Annotated in this window: 15 protein-coding genes; 13 read left to right on the top strand and 2 right to left on the bottom strand. The window is 43.1% G+C overall.

Annotation, left to right across the window (positions count from 1 at the left end):
- Positions 1–137: 137 nt before the first annotated feature.
- Positions 138–1247, bottom strand: coding sequence for a C40 family peptidase (locus AC58UW_RS15150; protein ID WP_497421465.1), 1110 nt, complete (start codon positions 1245–1247; stop codon positions 138–140).
- 297 nt (positions 1248–1544) lie between these two features.
- Here AC58UW_RS15150 and AC58UW_RS15145 point away from each other — a divergent pair, with 297 nt between their 5' ends.
- Together AC58UW_RS15145 and AC58UW_RS15140 are read left to right on the top strand one after the other, a co-directional pair.
- Entirely contained in the window at positions 1545–2183 is a 639-nt protein-coding gene (locus tag AC58UW_RS15145) for a hypothetical protein (RefSeq protein ID WP_497421464.1), read from the top strand.
- Positions 2184–2665: 482 nt separating this feature from the next.
- On the top strand, positions 2666–3322 hold the full coding sequence (locus AC58UW_RS15140) for a polysaccharide deacetylase family protein (protein WP_497421463.1): 657 nt from the start codon (positions 2666–2668) through the stop codon (positions 3320–3322).
- Here AC58UW_RS15140 and AC58UW_RS15135 read toward each other — a convergent pair.
- Positions 3317–3922: a polysaccharide deacetylase family protein gene (locus AC58UW_RS15135; RefSeq protein WP_497421529.1), complete on the bottom strand. Its 606-nt coding sequence runs from the start codon at positions 3920–3922 to the stop codon at positions 3317–3319. The genes AC58UW_RS15140 and AC58UW_RS15135 overlap by 6 nt on opposite strands.
- Positions 3923–4208: 286 nt before the next feature.
- Between AC58UW_RS15135 and AC58UW_RS15130 the strand changes: the two genes are divergently transcribed.
- From AC58UW_RS15130 to AC58UW_RS15080, 11 genes are all read left to right on the top strand, one after another.
- Positions 4209–5189 carry a CgeB family protein gene (locus AC58UW_RS15130; RefSeq protein WP_497421462.1) on the top strand — a complete coding sequence of 327 codons (981 nt, stop codon included), beginning with the start codon at positions 4209–4211 and terminating at the stop codon, positions 5187–5189.
- A 249-nt stretch (positions 5190–5438) separates the two neighbouring features.
- On the top strand, positions 5439–6416 hold the full coding sequence (locus AC58UW_RS15125; RefSeq protein ID WP_497421461.1) for a CgeB family protein: 978 nt from the start codon (positions 5439–5441) through the stop codon (positions 6414–6416).
- A 93-nt stretch (positions 6417–6509) separates the two neighbouring features.
- Positions 6510–6722 (top strand): hypothetical protein, encoded by a 213-nt coding sequence (locus tag AC58UW_RS15120; protein WP_497421460.1) that lies wholly within the window; start codon positions 6510–6512, stop codon positions 6720–6722.
- The gene (locus AC58UW_RS15115) at positions 6685–6915 is read left to right on the top strand and encodes a glycosyltransferase (protein WP_497421528.1); all 231 of its coding nucleotides are present in this window, start codon (positions 6685–6687) and stop codon (positions 6913–6915) included. The genes AC58UW_RS15120 and AC58UW_RS15115 overlap by 38 nt, the downstream gene beginning before the upstream one ends.
- Positions 6916–7657: 742 nt before the next feature.
- Positions 7658–8749: a UDP-N-acetylmuramoyl-tripeptide--D-alanyl-D-alanine ligase gene (locus tag AC58UW_RS15110; protein WP_497421459.1), complete on the top strand. Its 1092-nt coding sequence runs from the start codon at positions 7658–7660 to the stop codon at positions 8747–8749.
- Positions 8750–8873: 124 nt separating this feature from the next.
- Positions 8874–9509, top strand: coding sequence for a polysaccharide deacetylase family protein (locus AC58UW_RS15105; RefSeq protein ID WP_497421458.1), 636 nt, complete (start codon positions 8874–8876; stop codon positions 9507–9509).
- A gap of 161 nt (positions 9510–9670) precedes the next feature.
- Positions 9671–10627 (top strand): putative glycoside hydrolase, encoded by a 957-nt coding sequence (locus AC58UW_RS15100; protein ID WP_497421457.1) that lies wholly within the window; start codon positions 9671–9673, stop codon positions 10625–10627.
- 201 nt (positions 10628–10828) lie between these two features.
- Positions 10829–11344: a polysaccharide deacetylase family protein gene (locus tag AC58UW_RS15095; RefSeq protein WP_497421456.1), complete on the top strand. Its 516-nt coding sequence runs from the start codon at positions 10829–10831 to the stop codon at positions 11342–11344.
- Between the two features lie 920 nt (positions 11345–12264).
- On the top strand, positions 12265–12522 hold the full coding sequence (locus AC58UW_RS15090; protein ID WP_497421455.1) for a hypothetical protein: 258 nt from the start codon (positions 12265–12267) through the stop codon (positions 12520–12522).
- A 772-nt stretch (positions 12523–13294) separates the two neighbouring features.
- Positions 13295–20830: a SpvB/TcaC N-terminal domain-containing protein gene (locus AC58UW_RS15085; protein ID WP_497421454.1), complete on the top strand. Its 7536-nt coding sequence runs from the start codon at positions 13295–13297 to the stop codon at positions 20828–20830.
- 51 nt (positions 20831–20881) lie between these two features.
- A complete protein-coding gene (locus AC58UW_RS15080) occupies positions 20882–21361 on the top strand; it encodes a DUF2947 family protein (protein ID WP_497421453.1) in 480 nt (159 codons plus the stop codon).
- The last annotated feature ends 25 nt before the right edge of the window (positions 21362–21386 follow it).

Here is a 21386-nt window from a genome sequence, read left to right as displayed (position 1 = left end):
ACATCCTTAACCGATGCTCGACAAGAAGATATATCTATTGCAATGGTAGAAATTAATTACTACAGAATAGTTCAGGTGGCAGGTCACTAGCCGGATGAACTGACATGAAGGAACGAGATATGTTCAAACTCTGTCGTTCATATTGTTCTTATTAAAGTACTCTTTTGCGCTCTTTCACGTTGGGTTTTATTGATAACTGGTTTTGAAGGGGGTTTAGGATACATCAAATTCTTCTTATCCAAATCATGCGAAGTTTCTTTTGGGTCCATTGTTCGACTCGGATTTATGGATCTACCAGTAAGAGGGTTTACAAATAAAGCATGACCCAATTCATGCGCCAGCATCTGTTCACGTTCCCTGGAATTTGTAGCAAGTAGAATTGTTGCCACTCTTGGGCCTGCTTTTTTTCCATAAAAATAAATTGCCCCGGTTGTCTTTCTGTTAGCCCCAATATCCTTAAAGGATTTGGATGTCAAATAAATGACTACCACATCCTTTCGAGTGCTACCTGGTACGCTGTACTTTACTAACTTTTGTACTTTTTTAGGTTGCTTGTTTAAGAAAATGCCACCAGAAAATTCACCATTTTTAAATTTATAGGATTCTTCTGTATGTCTAGTAATGGATTTTAAACGGAAGGTAATTCCACTTGACTCCCATATTTTGTTTGCACGTTTTAGATCCCTTTTAATTATTGCGTCCTTAATTGAATTACCAGTACTCGTCACAACGTACACATTCACTATTAGAGTTCTGTTTTTGATCGATGAAACTTTAATTTCTGCCATCTTAAGCATCTCCCTTTCACTTCTTGGTAGGTCAAGTATTCTTCTTATTTGCATAAATTTCTGTTTCCAATATCCATTTAGGTAACATTTCTCTTGACAACCTTTCAATTGAAGGCCGATAAAATAACCAGGTTTTGTAACAATTCCAACATGGGATACACCACTTCTATATATATTCTTGAAAAAAATGATATCGCCAGTCTTTGCCTCGCTTTTCGGAATTTTTATACCCTGTTTTATCTGCAATGAAGTTCGGTCACCAATATCGATTTTAGTGGTTTTAATAAACACATGTCTACAAAAGCCTGAACAATCGCCATAACCGAGATCGATCTCCTTTTCTCCAAAAATATAGAGAAGGTTACCTTTGTGTGTCCGAGCGAAATTTACTATTTTCCTACGAGCCTTTTTTGATCCGTTCTTATTTTTAGAATTATCTTCTTCAGAGAGAATTTTCATTTATCACACCCCTTGTGTTTAGATTTTTCCTTCATAATATACGTGTGGTGTATTGGTTGGTCACGGCGCGCCTTATTTCTTCACAATTTCGTATTTATAACCTCTCCTCGTTAAATCCCATAGCACCTCTGTAAGCTGCTTGGCTCCTAGTTTTTAAAAATTATTTTTTATCCCTAAATCAGCCCTTACAGACGAAACAATTTAACATATCTTATAGCATCAAATATGGGTAATTATGGTAAAACACGCCTTAATATTTGAAATCGACTCAAGGGACGAAAAGGAGATATGTGGAACATGGGAACTATTAAAAAGTCCTACGTCAATGTTTACGTCATGATTAGTTCGGGTAACTCGATATCGGATGCCACCATTCGGCAGGATTTTAAAAAAGCAAGTCAAATCTGGAGCGTTAGCGGAATTACATTCAAAATTCGAAAAATAACGCGGCTGACTTCCGACTCTTATAAATTCAAGAATAAGGAATTCGTTAGTGGATTATTTCTAAGTAAACAGCCCTTGAAAGTTAAAAACATGGTTAAAATGAAAGTGGCAGGGAACGCAAGAACTGATGTTGTCGTGTTTTACTTAAATGGCAAAGCGTTCAAAGACGTTAGTGGAAATGGGGAGACGACGAATGGTGCGATTTTCGTCTTTAGTAAGAAACTAGGTCCCAGAATTGCCTCGATTTTAATGGCTTCGGATTCATCTAATAGAGCTCAAATGTTGGCTCATGAATTAGGTCATGCGTTATTCGTGGATACCAACGGGTATATGAAAAATCCGAGTCCTACGCAGGATCAGAAACAAAAATCGCACGATAAGAACCGCAAGAATTTGATGTACTACAGTCCTCCATCGAATCCAATCCTTAACGCGGCGCAAAGGCTGAAAGCTGCTAGAAGTCAACTCCTCAAGAGAATTACGCCGAAATAGAAGGAACAAGGGCGAGCTCGGCATCTTAAGGATGGCGGGGGTAGTGATGTCATACTAGAGTCATTCACTATATTAAAAAACCGCATGACCTAATGAATTAGGTCATGCGGTTTTTTTATGGAAAGATGAAGTGTAAATAGAACATCTGTTTTTAGCTACGGTTTTCTTTTAGTTATAAGGTAAGGTTTAACGTATTGAAATTATGTTTAATCTCTTCAGCTGCAATTGAGTCCCATCCATATCAGCATTTGAAGAAAGCTTAGAATCGTAAAGCACGGCCTCTGAAAGTTTATTTTTTGGTTGTAGTCCTAATTTGGGCAACACCCACTGATTACGGACAACTTTCCCGCGTTTTATGTACGCATAAGATATTGCATGGTCACAGGCTCCTTAGATAGGCTGCCAAGCACTCATACAAATATCGTGCTACTCGGAAGATTCGGGAGTTAACTCAATGACATAAAGAAAGAGATGGATCAACTATGGAGAGCGATCGTGTTATCTACAATGTACTGACCCGAAGGCGTATATTGGCATTAACGTTCGATATTGCTAGCGGTCATGTTGTGCCTGTCCGATTGCTTTCATTATTGAAAAACAGGGGCGTAAGAAAAGCTACATTTTTTCTTACCGGTGAGTGGGTGCGGAGCAATCCGGGCATTGCAAAGCAAATACAAAAGATGGGCTTTGAAATAGCATCGCATGGCTACCATCATGAGAATTATACCGATCATTCGAATGTTTGGATTGAGCGGGAAGTCAAAGCTGCGAAGACAGCTATTTGGAGAGCGGCCAATGTCAGAACCAATATGATTCGCACGCCTTGTGGAGATCTGGATTCACGAGTGATCAAAAAGCTGCTGAGTATGAAGCAGACGATTGTCCAGTGGGATACGGATTCATTAGATTGGAAATACAAGAATATACAAAAAATTGTACGGCGAGTCATTCCTCATATACACCCAGGAGCTATCGTATTGCTCCATGGCTGCGATCCCTGGCCGCAAACGCTTAAAGCTTTACCCCTCATTCTTGATGGAATCAAAAAGAAGGGTTACACATTGGCAACAGTAAGTGAACTGTTACAGCCCAATGGCCACCCTAAAGCTAAACGGAAGAAATCATCTAGCGCGTTATGAACCTGAGCTCTCGGCTAGTAGTTCTGAAACCGTGACGAACTGAAAACCTTTGACTCTTAGTCCATCTATAATCAGTGGTAAGGCCCTCGCTGTTTGAATTGCACTATCGCTTGCATGCATAAGAATAATGTCCCCGGGTTTCGTCTTAGAGAGTACTCGCTTAGCGATGGAATGAATTCCAGGTTTAGTCCAATCTAGCGAGTCTACGCTCCATTGGATCGTGCGATAGCCTTGTTTGCTTAGCTGTTTTACAACTCTGGCATTGAGATCGCCGTTAGGTGTTCGGATCAAGCGGGACCGCACGCCTGTCATGTTACGTATGATGCGTTCCGCTTTTTCCACTTGTTCTCGAATCCAACGGTCACTGTGCTTGGTATAGTTTTCGTGCAGGTAACCGTGCGAACCGATTTCATAACCTAAGGCATGAATGCTGCGCGCCAAACTGGGATGTTCAGTTACCCAAGTTCCCGACAGAAAGAAAGTTGATTTTTTTATGTTTTTTAACTGTAACATCTGAAGTACGGGACCGGGTACACGTTTCCCCCATCCGATATCGAATGTGAGCGCCACTAATCGTTTATTTGTCGGTAAACGGTAAATTGCTTCACTTTTAGCCAGCTCAATCGCCTCCTAGCGGTTATTCATACACATTTTATTCCGGACTGGAAAGCCTGCCCGTGCGCCTGCCCGCGAAGAGGAGGAATATGAAATTTTCTTTATTTGAAAAGCTGTCCCATCTGGCCGAAGTAATGATAATTCTAGAAAAAGATTAATTGAACACAATTTGAGTTTAGTTGCGCATATCGTCAAGAGGTTGTGGAGACGAAACATAAGGTAAGAACTATATATGTTGATTCCGTTATTTCATATACAGGATGGTGATGGCATGAACATTTTGTTTCTGGAGCGAGGAAAGTTATGGTCGTATGGATTGCCGGACGGACTACGTGATTTGGGCCATCAAGTTAAGGTCTCTGGGCCCGTAGAGCAAGGAAGGATTATCCGGCTGCTCACCTCTTTTAATCCAGACTTATTGGTTTCGGTTGGATGGGGACCTGATCATACTAAATCCAAACAACGAATGGTAAGGAAACTAGCAACCCGCTTTAAAATTCCACTTGTCTACTGGTCTACGGAGGATCCAAACTTCACGAATGTTTTTACGCTTCCACTTCTCAGACATATGAAACCAGATCATACCTTTACAATCTCAGAGAAAACGGCAAAAAGATTTAAGAAATTGGGGTATGCTGCTGACTTTTTAGATTATGCTTATCACCAAAAGGTTCATTTCCGAACCAAGATTCGTTCCAAATATCAAACAGATATTGCGGTAATCGCGAACGCTTATCCGGATGTGCTCCGCAAATACCCAAAACTGTATCGCCGCCAATCCCTTAGCATTTTAGTTCGTCCCCTTCTCAAACATGGTTATCGAATTGACTTTTACGGACGGAATTGGTCTCGAATGAAGCCTTTTCTTGGCCAATCTATTCCTAAGAGTTCAATCAAGGGATATATCCCATACAAAAAAGCCAACGAAGTATTCAGTTCCGCGAAAATCGTTCTTGGTGTGCAAAATTACACCGATATGCTGACTCAAAGAACGTTTGAAACTTTGGGTTCCGAGGGTTTCTTTTTGACATCTGACACTCCCGCGGTAAGAGCGTTATTAAAGCCAGGGAGAGATTTGGTTGTCAGTTCCAGTCCCCAGCAGACTTTAGAGAAAGTTCGTTATTATTTGAAAAATAAGGAGGAGAGAGAACGAATTCGACGAAGCGGAAGGAGGGCAATTGCCAAACATAACTATACGGAGCGTGCAAAGTTCATGTTATACATCCTTCGGAAGAAGGGACTTCTAAAATAAATCCTGATTGATATCGGCCAAAGGAAATAGCGGATATTCATTAGGCAGGGCGATGTACTGGGGAACCCCACATATTCAGATGATTATGCCAAGATTTATTTGAGTTAAGAAGCCTTCTTTAAAATTTTTGAACTTTGGAACAACTGCACTGCGGCTGTTGGATTCACTATTGATGCCTAGGAATACAAGGTTTCCCATTCTTAGTGTTGTCACTCAAATCTTACAATTATCAAATTGCGGAGGGTCAAGATGAGGGTTTTATTTCTGGAAAATCACCCAATGTGGATTCACGGGCTCCCGAACGGATTCAGGGATCTTGGAAGCACAGTTAAAATTTCTGGTAAGCTAACGAAAAATAATCTGCCTCGATTGCTTAAAACGTTTAAACCGGATCTTGTTATCAGCATGGGATGGACTCCAGAACATGAGGAGTATAAACAATACTTGGTTCGAAGATACGTAGCTGCCTCAAAAATTCCGCATGTTTACTGGGCTACAGAAGACCCTACTCACCATGATACTTTTACTCTTCCTTACGTACGTACAGTTAAACCTGATTTCGTATTTACTATCTGTCGTTCCATGGTAAAAAATTATGGGAAAATGGGGATCAAGGCCGCCCATATGGATTTTGGATACCATCCAAAGGTCCATAAAGATGGTAAGGTCATTATGAGCCTGAAACGTGATATTGGTATTGTGGCTAATGGATATTCTCGAATTTTAAAAATGTACCCCAAGCATTTTCGCATTAAATCGATTAAACATCTCATTCGTCCTTTAATCCAAGACGGTACAAGAGTAGATTTCTGGGGGAGACAGTGGGAGTTAATGAAACCTATTCTTGGAAAGAAAATTCCACGCAAACGGTTGCACGGTTACTTACATTACCCCGATGCTCATAAAGTATATAACTCAGTCAAAATCATTATCGGTCTCCAGAATCAACTCACTCAGGTAACCCAACGAACCTATGAAATTCTTGGATCTGGAGGTTTTTTGATTACGAGTGATACTCCTGAAATACGCAGGTTATTTAAACCGGGCAGGGATCTTGTCGTTTCTAACTCTGCAGAACAGACCCGAATGTTAGTTAATTATTATCTGAAACACCCTGAAAAGCGCGAGAAGATACGTAAACAGGGTAAACTTGCGGTTAGGAAGCATTGCTACACCCAACGTGCCTGGTATATGCTTCAGGTTTTACGGAAGCACAAAATCATTTAAGAACAGAATCCATTGGCATGACAGGTTCAGATTCGTTAGAGGATCAGAATTGCGATGCAGGCATCTGGCATATCGGGTAGGAGGTATTTTGCATTGAAGATGCAGGGGAAATTCAATATCCGTTATGAATCAAAACCAGTGTCCGTGATTACTTGCACTAATCGGACTAACTACATCAAACGGCTGCTGGCAAACTATAATCGTCAGAAGCATACATCCAAAGAACTGATTCTTATTTTAAATAACGACTCGATGAACTTAGCCAAATATCGTAACATGTGCAATCGCGAGGATTTCGAACTTTAAAAGGACAGAGAAGAAAGCGCTGGGTTCTTGTCTAAAAGATGTAATTCGTAATGCTCGTTATGGATTTATAGTACAGTTTGACGATGATGACTATTATTCGCCGTATTATTTAAATACAATGATGGATGCATTAGCCAAATCCCAAGCTGATATTGTGGGAAAAAGGGCTTGTCTTGTCCACTTTACTATCTGATTCCGAGCTTTTTCTTCGTTATCCAAGAAGGCAAATGCGAGAAGTGAAGCAAATTGCAGGCGTAACACTTCTTTGTCGCAAGCAGATATTCGATAAGGTTCATTTCCATCCCGTATCCCTTGGAGAAACTGTAGGATTTCTAAAACGTAGTCACAAAAAAGGTTACAATATATATTCAACGGACTGTTATCACTATGTTATCAATAGACGTGCCGCGAAAAAGTATCATACATGAAAAATTAGTGATAAAAAATAAAATCTCAAAGCAAGAGAATCAAGCTTTGTGGCTTAGATTACAAACATTATGCCGCTTACAAAGACTAGGTAAATACATCACGTCCGATCCTCAATTTGAGCTTAATCCATTTGGAAGTAGATTTATCCGGATCCACTCTTTTTAGGACGTCTCGGGCAGCTCTGTAAGCGTGGGGACTGGCTTCATGCAAAATGTTCTTTGCCGATCACAGCAAAGCAAGCGTCTCAGTAATAACACTCACCAGCGTATCTAGAAAAACTTGAGATGTAAGCAGGTTTAAGGAAGCATTTCCTTTCGTCAACTGTTTTAGTCGTTGGATTGTTTTAAGGGGGTGGATGTGGAAGTCATGCTGGAGGGGCTAGCAGGGCGGCTTTTAAAGACTTTTTCTTATACCTTTATAATAAAAATCTCTTGCGAAGCTTCATACTTATCACCTTCCTTTGGCTTGTTTGCAATTCCTATAAAGGACTCCTAAGGAGAGGGAGCATGCGTAAACCAATCATTGCTATAACGGGTAGTGCAGGGAAAACGACCACTAAAGAAATGCTTGCTTCAATTCTTAGTCAGCGGTGGAGGACCTTTAAATCGTTTGAAAATGGTAACGACACCTGGTTCACATCCCAGTACATGAAGCAAATTAAAGCAGCGGATCAGGCAATCGTGCTGGAATACGGCATGAAAATGAAAGGGGATATAAAGAATCACTGCCGATTGATAAAGCCCTGGATAAGTATCATTACAAATATAGGTAAGGCTCATATTGGGAATTTTAAGGATGGAATTCGGGGTATTACAGCGGCAAAATCCGAACTAGTATACGGAATGGATCCTTCAGGTATCTTGTTTATTAATCAGGATGATAAGAATTCCAGATTACTGCCTATTAAGTCTTTTAAGGGGAAAGTATTTAGTATTGGAATACACCGATCAGGGGATTATCTTGCCAAGAAGGTAACTTATACAAGTAACGGTATGAAGTTTAGCGTCATTCTTAACGGAAAATCGAGGCTATTTTATATTCCATGCTACGGAGAATGTAACGTTTATAATGCTCTTTTTGCAATTGCCGTATCTCACAAACTCGGATGTAGTATAGCTGAAATCAGAAATGGTTTGAAAAAAATGGAGAAACCGTATGCCCGTTTGTCCATAAAGAAAACAGAAAACAACATTATAATTGACGACAGTTTTAACACCAAACCTGAATTAGGACCTGCATTGGAAGTATTGCAACGTTTTGGGGTTGGAAAGCGGCGAAAAATAGCTGTATTAGGCGATATTAAAGACCTTGGTAAATATGCCACGTCAATTCATCTTGAACAAGGGCGTAAACTTGCAAACAAAGGACTTCACAGGCTTTACACGTATGGCTTAAATTCAAGATACTTCGGAGTCGGTGCAATGAAATCAGGTTTATCGCTTAAGAAGATTATGCATTTCACCAACATTAACGATTTGAAAACCCAAGTCTCGAAAGACCTCTCGCAGAATACCGTTTTTTTAGTGAAGGGTTCGACAAATGGACAACGAGTTAAAATGATGCATATTGTTGAATGGATGCTTCGAAATTCAATTTGAAGACAAGAATGCTTATGTATTAAACCAGGTATAAAACGCAGTTTAAGACGAAAGGGGCAGTTGTTATGTCATCGATTTCAAAAGAATTTTTTCAACTTGTTGAGATTACGCAAGGAATACTAAAATGAAAATAGCTTATTTGACTTTTGATGACGGACCAGTGAAAAACACAGCTTGTATCTTGCAATTGCTCAAACGTCATGGCGTAAAAGCGACCTTTTTTGTGAATGGCAATGAAAGCCGATTTGGAACGTCGATTTATCGTCGAATCATTCAACAAGGTCATACAATAGGTAATCATACCTACACTCATAATTATCACACAATCTATTCATCTGAAACTGCATTCTTAGAAGACTTCGATCGAATGGAACTTGCACTAAAGAAGATTATTGGTAAGACATCGATGTTATATCGATTCCCATATGGGTCCGACAATTGGATATTAAGCTCTCCAAGCGGCCGTCTACTTCGAAAGAAAATCATAATTACTTTGGCTAGAAGAGGATATCAGTTTGTTGACTGGAATGTTGATTCTGGCGATGCGTATCCAACTAAACCAAAACCACTAACATCAAAGAAGATTGTTAACAAAGTCATTTCCGAATGTACAGGGAAATCAAGAGTTATTATTCTCTTTCATGACTTCAGCGCAAATTCTACAAAAGCACTGCCCTTCATAATTCGAATACTTCAAAAAAGAAATTTTATTTTTAAATGTCTTTCTAAAGACTCTTTCAATTATCAGTTTAAAATATGAGGTGTTACAAGCAATACGTGGAGATCCGAAAAAAGAAAATCTTATTGACTAAGCAGGAGTCCACTGGTGGCTAACCACAATAATAAGTTTCAGTCTCTGATAAGGTAGAGGAGCGGAAAAATCAAGGCATTGTCTGAATGCCGGAAAGGAAGTGGTTGTCGATGGTTCTCAGCAAGAAACATCACCATGTCAGAGGGATCTATTTAAGCCCTTCTGCCTTCGCTGATTATAAAAGATGTATGGAGTATTTTCGAATCGTTAGTTCAAGCAGTAGATTGAATGCCGTTGTCATTGATGTCAAAGACGATAACGGAAATATTTTAAATTTTAACGATAGAAACATAAAAAAAAAGATAGCTAGCCTAAAGAATAATAATATATATTGTATTGCGAGAATGGTTACTTTTAAAGATCCCCAATTGGTACAAGTACAACCAAGTTGGTCAATACAGCGAAAATCTGGTGGCATTTGGAAACAAAAAGGATGGATTGGTTGGGTGGATCCTTATCGAAAAGAAGTATGGAAGTATGTAATAGATGTTGCAAAAAAAGCCGCACGGTTAGGATTCGACGAGATTCAGTTCGATTATGTCCGATATCCGGAGAACGCAAATGTAGTTGATCAGAAGATTGCCTTTCATAATCCGGCTAAACTGAGTAAAGTTGAAAATCTAACTTTATTTTTTAGGTTCGTCAAACGTGCATTGAGGCCATTTGATGTCCGTATTTCAGCAGATGTATTTGGATTTGTTACTTCCGCTGTAAATGACATGGGGATAGGTCAAAAATGGGAAAAGATCACACAGGTTGTCGATAGCATATCACCCATGATCTATCCATCCTATTATGCGAAAAACAGTTACATGTTGAAAAATCCAGAAAATGAGCCCTATAAAGTCGTATATAGAGGATTAGCAGACGCCATAAAAAGAAATAAGACCATCAAACGCAGCGGAAAAGCCACTGCCGCAATTCGACCCTGGCTTCAAGATTTTTCATTTCAAAAAAGGTACGGTGCCAAAGAAATATTAAATCAAATTCGAGCGGTACATGCACATGGCATTAAAGAGTATCTCCTTTGGAATGTGAATAGTAAATACACGATGAGTATTTTGTAGGAAGCAGTGAATATTTTCGATGATTTCAAGAAGAAAGCCTTTAAAGGATTAAACCGACTATTTATCCAGTTGTGGATAGACTTTCTAAAGATTGTCAAGAGTTAATGCGTCCCGTCTGTTAGAAGTAATTTATGAGCTATTCTGCTGGCGTAAATTGAATTGAGCAAATGACGATCTATAAAATTGATTGGAGGGTAACGGGTGCAGCCGTCTATTATCGAACAAGTGAGCACTAAGAAAAAATGGCTTGCCATCACTATTAATATTGCAACCGGAATTTCTGTTCCCAACAAGATGCTTGATTTACTGCGCAAGCATGAGGTAAGAAACGCAACTTTCTTTGTAACGGGCGTGTGCGCCAAGGCAAATCCTGGTATCGCACGTCGAATAAAGCGTATGGGCTTTGAAATTGCATCACACGGTCACCAACATAAAAATTACACAAATAAAACGAATGCCTGGATTGAAAAAGATATTTTGACCGCCCAAAGATATATCTATCGGGCAACTGGAGTTAAACCACGAATGATTCGTACCCCTAGCGGAGACATTGATATGCGTGTTGCACGTAAATTACAATCGCTAAAGCAAATTGTTGTCCATTGGGATACAGACTCTCTGGATTGGAAATTAAAGAACATTGATCTCATCGTTCGTCGTGTGGTTCCGAGCGCACGTCCGGGGTCTATTATATTGCTGCATGCCTGTGATCCTTAGACACAGTCCCTCGAGGCCATTCCCTTGATTTTGTCAGGCTTAAAGAATAGAGGATTCAAGTTTGTAGATGTAAGTCAACTAATATCTAAAAAGGGGAGTTGACTGAATACGATTTAATCTTTAAAGATGGATTAGAAAGCAGTGGAGGAATATTCAACCTATATAGAAGAACTAGACTAGTACAAGAATCTCGAACTTGAGGGAGAGTTTTAGTGGAGAAGAAATAATTAATGAATATGAGGGAGCCTTATTATTCCACCAGAGAGTGCATATGACGGAAGTTGCTAAAAACTTGGAGCTGCAGCGAAGAATTCTCCAGCGTACGGGTAACGGCGTGATATGAGAGAAAATGCAGTGAACTGGGGAGACCTCCCCTGCACGGAGTTTTTTTTGAAACCTTAAAGAGGCTCTCTATAAGCTTGCATGACGAAATGAGCAGTCTGCAGGATGGGAGTCCGAGGGCTCATAGTACCGGGGAACGCAGGACAACACAACCTGCGGGAGGGTAGGAGCCCTGCTTTATTTATGTTTCTTAAGGAGGAGGTAACATTAGTGTAATATATGAAGCTAGTGAATTGGAGCAACACTAACTAGTATAGTTAATCAAGTTCATCTTGATTTAGCATTGAGTGATTGGATCCTAGTTGAAATTGAGCCTATCATTGATTCGGCGCAATTTGAATTAGCAAGAGAGCAGAAGGTTAAAAACAGTACAGGTACCGGAAACACAAAATATGAGTATTTACTCGCATTGTGGACGAACTTGGAATTGTACGACCTACACTGGTAATCAATTGCAAAAGCCGTGAAAGTGTCAGATATACCTGTTATCGCCCCAATAAAAACCCAAGAAGATATGGAGATGGAATTGAAAGTTGTCCCGCACAAACATTACGTGCTGATCTACTTGACGACTATATTTGGATTTCGTAATGTCAGTTATTTCTGATCCCAAAGAGTACATTGAACAGCTAGGGGTTATGTCGGAATCGATTGTTACTGAGATGAGAAGCGCTATTGAGTTGATAAAGAATCAAATGACTGAGAAGGCGAAAGAAGTTGAAAAAATAAAAATCATGTTCAGAAGAGATGTGATGGACGAAGAGCAAATAGCAGAAGAAATTGCCAAAATCAATGCTGACAAATGGAGTTACAACAATCGTTTGATAATTATTTAAGCCAAATAGCTGCCTTTGATGAAGGAAACATGAATGCTGAGAAGATCATGTTAGCTACCTAACGAATTCACAGGTTTATTGAAAATGGAGGCTCTGAACTTTCGTTTGATGATAAGAGAAGAATAGTTGAATGGCTCATTGATAAGGTGCGAGTTCATTATTTGGGGGATGAAGTTCAAATTACTACCATTGGCCACTTCATTATTGCGTGTACGAATGAATTACGACACTAAGTCATGACACAGTTAAATGGCTTTATTCTACATTGTAATCAAGTGGTGTCATTACTTTTTAAGTTATGATACCGTCGGTACCACTTCGATGATGGAAAATTTATTTCAATTTGATATGACGAATTAAATAACTGGATATATGGAAGGATTCGATACACTGGAAAGGCTCCTAATACAATCACGAAGGGGCAATCGGAGAAAAACCGGATCTAAAATATTCTAATAGAACTGAATTAACGTTCAAATGCGTTGCAAGGAGTACGGTGACATCTTCTCAATCATTTGTTGGGATACATTCAGGGACGCCACAAGATGTTGCGGTATATTACATGATTACATCAGTTTGTACAGTACAGAATTAGGGCTCTTACACCATAAAAATTAATGTCTTGTTTTCAAATGGCTTTCTAGAAGTCTATTTGCAATTGGATATAGTTGATCAATTTTATATTTATTATCAGGCTCTCGGTTAATTTCGACAGCCTTTTTATTTTTATTCAATTAATATTTTATCAATATGTGTGAGATGAGGTGGAAAAATGAAGATTGAATCAGAAAACAAGGAAGCGGTTTCTTCTTCTTTTCTTAAGACGGACCGAGGGAAAACGAAGTCGAACGCCATTGAGGTTCCTTCCATCGCGTTGCCGAAAGGCGGAGGGGCCATAAAGGGAATTGACGAGAAGTTTACCGTCAATGCGGTGAACGGAACGGCTTCTTTCTCTATACCACTGCCGTTCTCTCCAACCCGAGGTGTGGCTTCTCCATCCTTGCATTTGAGCTACAACTCCGGTGCCGGTAACGGCATATTTGGCTTAGGCTGGTCGCTTAGCCTGCCTTCTATCAAACGCAAAACAGATAAAGGTCTTCCCCGATATGATGATGCCGAAGAATCGGATACGTTTCTGTTTTTCGAAGCTGAAGACCTTGTGGCGGAATTCGCCAGAGACGAGAACGGCCATTTTCGCCAAGCTGCAGACGGAAACTATATCCTCAAAGAAAGGGATTCGGCGGACGGATTATTTACGATCCGGCATTATAGGCCGCGCATTGAAGGCTTATTTGCGCGGATAGAGAAATGGTCGTCGAAAGCCACTTCGGAAATCAAATGGAGGGTAATAACGAAAGAGAACGTTACGACGCTGTTCGGATGGAGCGTCGATTCGAGAATCTCCGATCCTGCGAATGTTAATAGAGTCTATGAATGGCTGCCAGAGATTGTCTTCGATGATAAAGGCAATTGCGCGTGCTACTTCTACAAGTCAGAAAATAGCAACGGGCTTGATGAATTGGCGCTGCATAATAGAAACCGTAAGGAAAGCGGGGGAATCGTCTACACCAATCGATATTTGGAAAAGGTACTTTATGGAAATAAAACGCCATTCAGAACATTAAACGATGTTTATCCGGATGAATCCGATTTCGTATTCCGAACTTTATTTGATTATGGAGAATATAGTGCGAAACCCCCTTTTTCCAAAACCGGCGATTGGAATTATCGTCTGGACGCCTTTTCGGAATATAAGGCGGGGTTCGAGATTAGAACGACTAGGCTTTGTCAACGGGTGCTGCTGTATCATCATTTTGCTGAATTGCCCGGAGGTTTTGCATTGGTGAAGTCCGTTAACTTCGGATACGATGTTTCGAGCGAAGCGAACTTTACTTACTTGACCTCCATCACGGAATGCGGATACATCAAGAAGCAGGACGGGACCTATTCGGAGAAAAGCATGCCGCCCACCGAGTTTGAATATCAACGGCTAGACTGGAACACGGACGTCCAAGCCGTTTCTTCGAATGCGCTCATGCACGCCCCGGCAGGTCTCGACGAGCCACGATATCAGTTTGTCGATTTATTGGGCGAAGGCGTTTCCGGTATTCTGACCGAAGAAAGCGGAGGATGGTTTTACAAACGTAATTTAGGAGGAGGCGAATTCGAGCAAGCACAGCAGATTTCGACAAAACCTTCTTTCGCTGGCGTAGGTTCGCGGTTGCAATTAATGGATCTAGATGCGGACGGCAGCAAGCAATTAGTAAGCATGGGCGCAGAGCCGAAAGGTTATTTTGAATTGAATGAGCAGGAAGGGTGGCAACCTTTTCGATCATTCAACCGCATTCCTAACATTGATATGAGAAATTCCTATACCCGCATGATCGATCTGAACGGAGACGGCAAGCCGGACATTCTGATTACGGAAGATCAGGTGTTTTGTTGGTACGAGTCGGAAGGAAGAGAAGGTTATGATGGCTTACATAGGGTTGGCAAGCCTTTGGATGAAGAGTTAGGCCCAGCTCTTGTATTCGCCGATCTTGAGCAAACGATATTCCTTGCGGATATGTCAGGCGACGGTCTGATCGATATCGTGAGAATAAGAGACGGGGAAATTTGCTATTGGCCGAATCTCGGTTATGGACGGTTCGGAGCAAAGGTGGGCATGGATCAGGCTCCCTGCTTTGACCTGTATGGTTCGTTTAACCCATCCTACATCCATTTGGCCGATATCGACGGTTCCGGCACCTCCGATCTGATTTACTTGGGTCTGAATAAGTTTGTGTGCTGGAAAAACCTAAGCGGGAACGCGTTCGCCGCCACTCCGATTGAAATCGATCCTTTTCCGGAAATTCATCCTCAGGTAAAAGTTTCTGTTACGGATTTGCTAGGCAATGGCGTTGCCTGCATCGTATGGTCGAGTGCTCTGCCTAAGGATACGATAGCCCCGCTTAAATACATCGATTTGATGAACAGCAAAAAGCCGCACGTCATGGTGTCGTACAAAAACAACCTTGGCAAAGAAATTCATATGGAATACGCGCCTTCCACCCAGTACTATCTCGAAGACAGGAGAGCTTGCCAACCATGGGCGACCAAGCTGCATTTTCCGGTTCATGTCCTTTCGAGAACCGTTACCATAGACCGTATTTCCGGTTGCCGATTCGTTAGCTCTTACCGCTATAAGCACGGTTATTACGATCATGCCGAGAGGGAGTTCAGAGGCTTTGGTCTGGTGGAGCAGACGGATACCCAGCATTACGAGCATTGGAACAAAGGTGATGCGGGTCAAGTCGCAGATTGCGCTTTGCATCAGGATCCCGTCGTCACTAAGAGTTGGTTCCATACCGGTGCCTTTCAAGACGTGGACAACCTTCTTCATCCGTTCACCGAAGACTATTGGTACAAGGCGATGGCTCGGGAGGGATTTGCCGTTGCCAACGTTGAAGTTCCGCCACCCGATGTTCGTATGGTTGCCGCTCCCGGCGTAGAACCGTCCATCTTGAGCCATCTCGGTGCGCAGGAATGGAGAGAGGCTTTGCGTGCCTGCAAAGGCATAGGCATCCGAATGGAAATATTTGCTTACGACGCTCCGGTAGAGAACCCTACAGCCGATCAGTTCCGACGACAGATGACCCCTTTTTCTGTGGCAACGAATAATTGCGTGATTGAAATTATGCAGCCGAAAGGGCAAAACCGATACGCCGTATACATCGCCAAAGAAAGCGAAGCCGTCACGTGCAGCTACGAGCGGAACACTGAGGATCCTCGAATTTCCCATACCCTCCATATTAAACTTGATGAATATGGAAATGTGCTGGAGTCGGCTCAGGTCGTTTATCCAAGGTTGAAGAAGGACCTCTCGTTACCCGTCGAAGTGCAAGAAGCGCAGAACAGAACTTGTATTTCCTATACGAAGAACGGCTTTACCAACGATATCGATTCCGACACGGCGTACAGGGTAAGGCTTCAGGCGGAAACGGCGACGTACGAATTGAAGGGGGTTTCTCGCAGCGGCCCTCTATATTCCGTACACGATTTTGAGAACATTTTGGCCATCGCTGCGGAAGTCGAGTATCATCAGATCGATAAAAATCCGGCTCCGAGAACGTCTCAGAAGAGATTGATCGAGCATTCGCGCACGATCTATCGCAGCGATAATCTTAAGGACGCATTGCCGCTCTTCCGAATGGAATCGAAGGCGCTGCCGTTCGAGAGCTACCAGTTGGCGTATACCACTGCCCTCGTCGATCAAATCTTCGGTACCAAAGCGAACGAGGATTTGATGAGGGAAGGGAAGTTCGTTCATGGAGAAGGCGACGGGAACTGGTGGATTCTGTCGGGGACGACGCAATACGTCGAGCCAGGAGAAGCCATGGCCGATGCTCGAGACCGCTTTTATATGCCCGTCTCTTATACCGATCCCTACGGTGCCATAACGAAAGTGAAATATGACAGCTGTCTCTGCTTCATAGTAGAAACGGAAGACGCATTGGGCAATAGGAGCCGAGTTGAGCTATTTAATTACCGAACACTTTCTCCGCAACGCATGATAGATCCGAATCTGAATATAACCGAAGCCATGACGGATGAATTGGGACGGGTAAAGGCGATAGCGATATTCGGCAAAGGTGACGAAGCCGACGATCTGATCGGCTTGAACGAGTATGCTTCTTTGCCCGAAGATGCACTTGTTCGTGATTTTTTCCTCGATCCGGTATCTAAAGGCAAAGAATTATTGCAGCATGCCACGGCAAGATTCGTGTACGATCTCGAAGCATACCTCCATTCGGGCAAGCCTGCCGTCGCGGCTACCGTCACGAGAGAAGAGCATTACAAGAATAACAAGGATTCCCCCGTTCAAATCGCCTTCGAGTATTCGGGCGGCTTGGGACAAGTGCTGATGAAGAAAAGCCAGGCCGAGCCAGGCTTGGCAAAGCAAACGGTTGTCAATACGGACGGATCGTATGTCGTCCAAGAAATCGATACTTCCTTGCTTCACCCCAAGCGGCTACGCTGGATCGGCAACGGCAGAACCGTGCTCAACAACAAGGGCAATGCCGTCAAGCAATACGAGCCGTACTTTTCTGTATCGCACCAATATGAAGATTTGAAGGAGCTGGTGGAAACCGGAGTAACACCTATCCTTTACTACGATGCGCCGGGACGGCTCGTCAAAACCGAGATGCCAGACGGCACGCTATCTCGCACGACTTTCGATTCCTGGAAACAAACCGTATACGATCCGAACGATACCGTTCTCGAGTCGGCTTGGTACGAAAAACGCGTCAACCGTTTAATAGATGCCGAACTCCTTGCGGCAGGCCAAGATCCGGAGAAGGAACAGTCGGCCGCTGGAAAAGCAGCCAAGCATGCCGGAACGCCGAACGTACAGCATCTCGATACGCTGGGCAGACCCGTATTGTCGGTGGAACACAATAAACATGTCCGAAGCGACGAGGACGAGTTCTATCTCACCAAAGTCGAGCTCGATATCGAAGGCAACCTACGCAAAGTGGTTGACGCTCGAGGCAATACGGTCATGCAATATCAATACGACATGCTGGGCAACCAAGTCTATCAGCGTAGCATGGATGCCGGCCAACGTTGGTTACTGCACAATATAATGGGAAATCCGCTTCGCACTTGGGATGAGCGGGATCATGAATTCCAATATAATTACGATGTGCTGCATCGACCTACATACGGCAAAGTAATAGGCGGTGATGGCGCAACCCCCCTTAACCAAATTTTTGATCGGATTTTTTATGGGGAAGCGGAGATCAATCCCGAGCTTAAGAACATCAGAGGACAGATTATTAGGCATTATGACACCGGCGGGCTAGTGGAAACGCCGGAGTACAATTTCAAAGGAACGCCCAAATCGACTTCTCGTAAGCTGTTCAAGGACTATAAAAGCATTGCCAACTGGACGGACGCCGACTTGAACGCGGATCTAGAATCCGACAACTTCACGTTCATGACGGAAACGGACGCCCTCGGCAGAATAACGAAACAAACCGCGCCGGACGGTAGCGTCATTCTCCCCACCTATAATGAAGCTGGTCTGTTGGATGGAGAAAGCATTATTCATTCGGGCAGCGCGAAAGTCGCTCCCTACATCCAAAACATTGACTACAATGAAAAAGGCCAACGCATGGCAATCGTTTATGGAAACGACGTCGTCACCCGATATTATTACGACAATGAGACGTTCCGGCTTAGACGTTTGGAGACGACACGGAAGAACAGCGACCCGCTTCAGGATTGGCGGTACACCTACGATCCCTCAGGCAATATCACCCACATCGAAGACAAAAACATTCCAGCGCAATTTTTCGGCAATCAAAAATTAAGCGGAATTTCTAAGTTTACCTACGACGCTCTCTACCGTCTTGTGGAAGCCTCAGGGAGAGAGAGTATAGCGCCTTTCTCCTACGACAGCCAAGACAATTGGAGCGATCTTGCATTCCTGCAGCGGCTTAATCCAGGCGATCCAGTGGCTATGCGCAATTATAACCAGAGCTATCTTTATGACGCGGTCGGAAATATTTTGCAAATGCGCCAACAGGCAGCAGGCAACAGTTGGACCCGGGATTACCGCTATCAAGCCGCGAACAATCGACTGATAAGCACTCAAGTAGGCGCTTTTACTTACAGCTACTCGCACCATGTACGCCATGGTTATATGACCGCTATGCCCCATTTGGAAGAGATGGGTTGGAACTTCAAAGAGCAATTGACAAGGTCTACCCGACAGAAGCGAAAGGACGGCGGCTCGCCAGAGACGAGCTATTACCAATATGACGGGCAAGGTCAACGCTTACGGAAAATTACCGAGAATCCAGCCAATGTCGGGGATACCCCCAGCAAAAAGAACGAGCGGATCTATATCGCCGGCTACGAGCTTTACAAACAACACAGCGGCACGGATGCAGGGCTAGAGCGCGTAAGCCTTAGTCTATTGGATAAGGAACACCGCTTTGTGATGATCGAGACGGAAACGAAACCCAGGGTGATCATGGGCGTTGCGCTCGGCCGAACAAGTCCCGAACAGACGGTACGCTATCAGCTCCACAATCTTATCGGGTCGGCTGCTTTGGAATTGGACGAGAAGGCAAACGTCATCAGCTACGAGGAATTTCACCCGTTCGGCACCACGGCCTATCAGGCGAATAACGCCGCCATCAAATGCGCAGCCAAACGTTTTCGTTACACGGGGATGGAGCGGGACGAGGAGAGCGGACTGGAGTACCATAGCGCAAGGTATTATGTGCCGTGGCTAGGAAGGTGGACATCATGCGATCCAGGAGGATTAGTGGACGGATTGAGTCTTTACGTCTACGTTACCAATAATCCGATCAATAAAATGGATCTCAATGGCAAGTGGAATATCAGTTGGAAACAAGTAGCTATAGGTGCTGGAATAGCTGTCGTCACTGTAGCTGCTGTGGCAATAACGGCTGGGGCACTAGCTCCAGTTGTTGCTCCAGCTGTACCGATTATCGCAGCTACGCTAGGAGTGACTGAAACGGCTGTTGTAACAGGAGCTGCTGCTATTGGTGTCGCTGCAGGAGCCAAAGGCACTCTTGATACGGCTTCCGAGGTCGTAACGGGGAAAGACCATAAAACAGGTGAGACTTTAAAGGATGATGACAGGTCGAGAAAGCTCGGAGCTTTGCCTGTTGAAATACTCGCAACGGCAATCGGGTTGAGGGGGCTTCGAGGCGGCCCTCCTCCTACTTTACCGAAACCACCGATCCCCAAAATATTGGATTACGGCAGTCACCAGGAACTTACGTTTATTCCCCAAGCAGGGAGTATTCCTATTCCGGCCAATGCTACCGGGATTGCCTCCGGAACTCCTGCCCTAGCGATGGCGATGATGAATGGTGGCGGAGGACCGGGCGGCTCAGGAAATTCTAGAGGCCAGCAGAAGCCCCCAGTCAAGGACGTTGTCAAGGATGCAATAGACGCGGGCAAACCTAAATCCAGTGCATGGAATAAAGCGGTTAAGCTCGTGAGCAAGGGACAGGGAAAAGGGAAACCGGGGATCAATGTGAAGGTATCGTCGCAACAGGAAGCTGAGGCGTTATTGAAGGAGGCAAAGCCGGGATTGAAACAGATACCAACCTACACGAAAGATGCATCTGTTAAATCGGGGTATGAGGTCCACCCTGTCAACAAAGATGAGCTTGCCGTTGGCAATACAAAACCGCATCTCAAATGGTGGGATTGGGAGACGGGCAGCAATGCTAAAGGAGACGGACATATTTTCTTTGACGAACCACCAACGCCCAAAAAATAACGAAATCGATTCCTAATGATCGAGGTGAAAATGTTGTTAAAATACGTGCCAATGAAGGATTACGGCCTTGAGTGGAGATTTCTTGAAGAGGAAGTCGAAGAATTGAAGCCGAATTCGGTAGACCTAGAAAAGATCAGACCATTAAGCGAAGAGTATAGCACGGAACAATGGAAACGTTGGATTAGTTCCAAAGGTCATCATTATATGTTGATAGAGAAAGTAAAAAGAGATCAGGTCAATATTTTTTATCCATATTGCGGGTGGGGCGATTCGGAGAAAGAAGAAGAATTGAGAAATTTTCTTAATGTTGAATTGGACGTAAACCCCGATTGTACGATCACATTTTTCTGGAGTGAGAGTTATGCCGTGGAAACCAGATGGGATATTTTCATCCGATATTGGCCCGTATTTTGTTACCGGAGCGATGACAGCAACATTATTGTAATTCACGATCATCCACAAGCCTTGATTTATGTGGAGGATCATCTCTGGATTGTAGATCGAAGAATATATTTTGGCCTTGATGAATAAATATCCCAAACGAAGGAGAGTCAAC

The sequence above is a fragment of the Paenibacillus sp. J22R160 genome (assembly GCF_059692135.1).
The sequence above is the reverse complement of the archived record's forward strand: the minus strand, read 5'-3'. Positions and strand labels throughout refer to the sequence as shown.

What these genes read in the sequence shown, in the direction of transcription:
- AC58UW_RS15105 (WP_497421458.1), top strand. Translation starts at nt 8,874, where the DNA reads ATGAAAATAGCTTATTTGACTTTTGATGACGGACCAGTGAAAAACACA.
- AC58UW_RS15125 (WP_497421461.1), top strand. Translation starts at nt 5,439, where the DNA reads ATGAGGGTTTTATTTCTGGAAAATCACCCAATGTGGATTCACGGGCTC.
- AC58UW_RS15100 (WP_497421457.1), top strand. Translation starts at nt 9,671, where the DNA reads ATGGTTCTCAGCAAGAAACATCACCATGTCAGAGGGATCTATTTAAGC.
- AC58UW_RS15130 (WP_497421462.1), top strand. Translation starts at nt 4,209, where the DNA reads ATGAACATTTTGTTTCTGGAGCGAGGAAAGTTATGGTCGTATGGATTG.
- AC58UW_RS15080 (WP_497421453.1), top strand. Translation starts at nt 20,882, where the DNA reads ATGAAGGATTACGGCCTTGAGTGGAGATTTCTTGAAGAGGAAGTCGAA.
- AC58UW_RS15140 (WP_497421463.1), top strand. Translation starts at nt 2,666, where the DNA reads ATGGAGAGCGATCGTGTTATCTACAATGTACTGACCCGAAGGCGTATA.
- AC58UW_RS15145 (WP_497421464.1), top strand. Translation starts at nt 1,545, where the DNA reads ATGGGAACTATTAAAAAGTCCTACGTCAATGTTTACGTCATGATTAGT.
- AC58UW_RS15150 (WP_497421465.1), bottom strand. Translation starts at nt 1,247, where the DNA reads ATGAAAATTCTCTCTGAAGAAGATAATTCTAAAAATAAGAACGGATCA.
- AC58UW_RS15110 (WP_497421459.1), top strand. Translation starts at nt 7,658, where the DNA reads ATGCGTAAACCAATCATTGCTATAACGGGTAGTGCAGGGAAAACGACC.
- AC58UW_RS15085 (WP_497421454.1), top strand. Translation starts at nt 13,295, where the DNA reads ATGAAGATTGAATCAGAAAACAAGGAAGCGGTTTCTTCTTCTTTTCTT.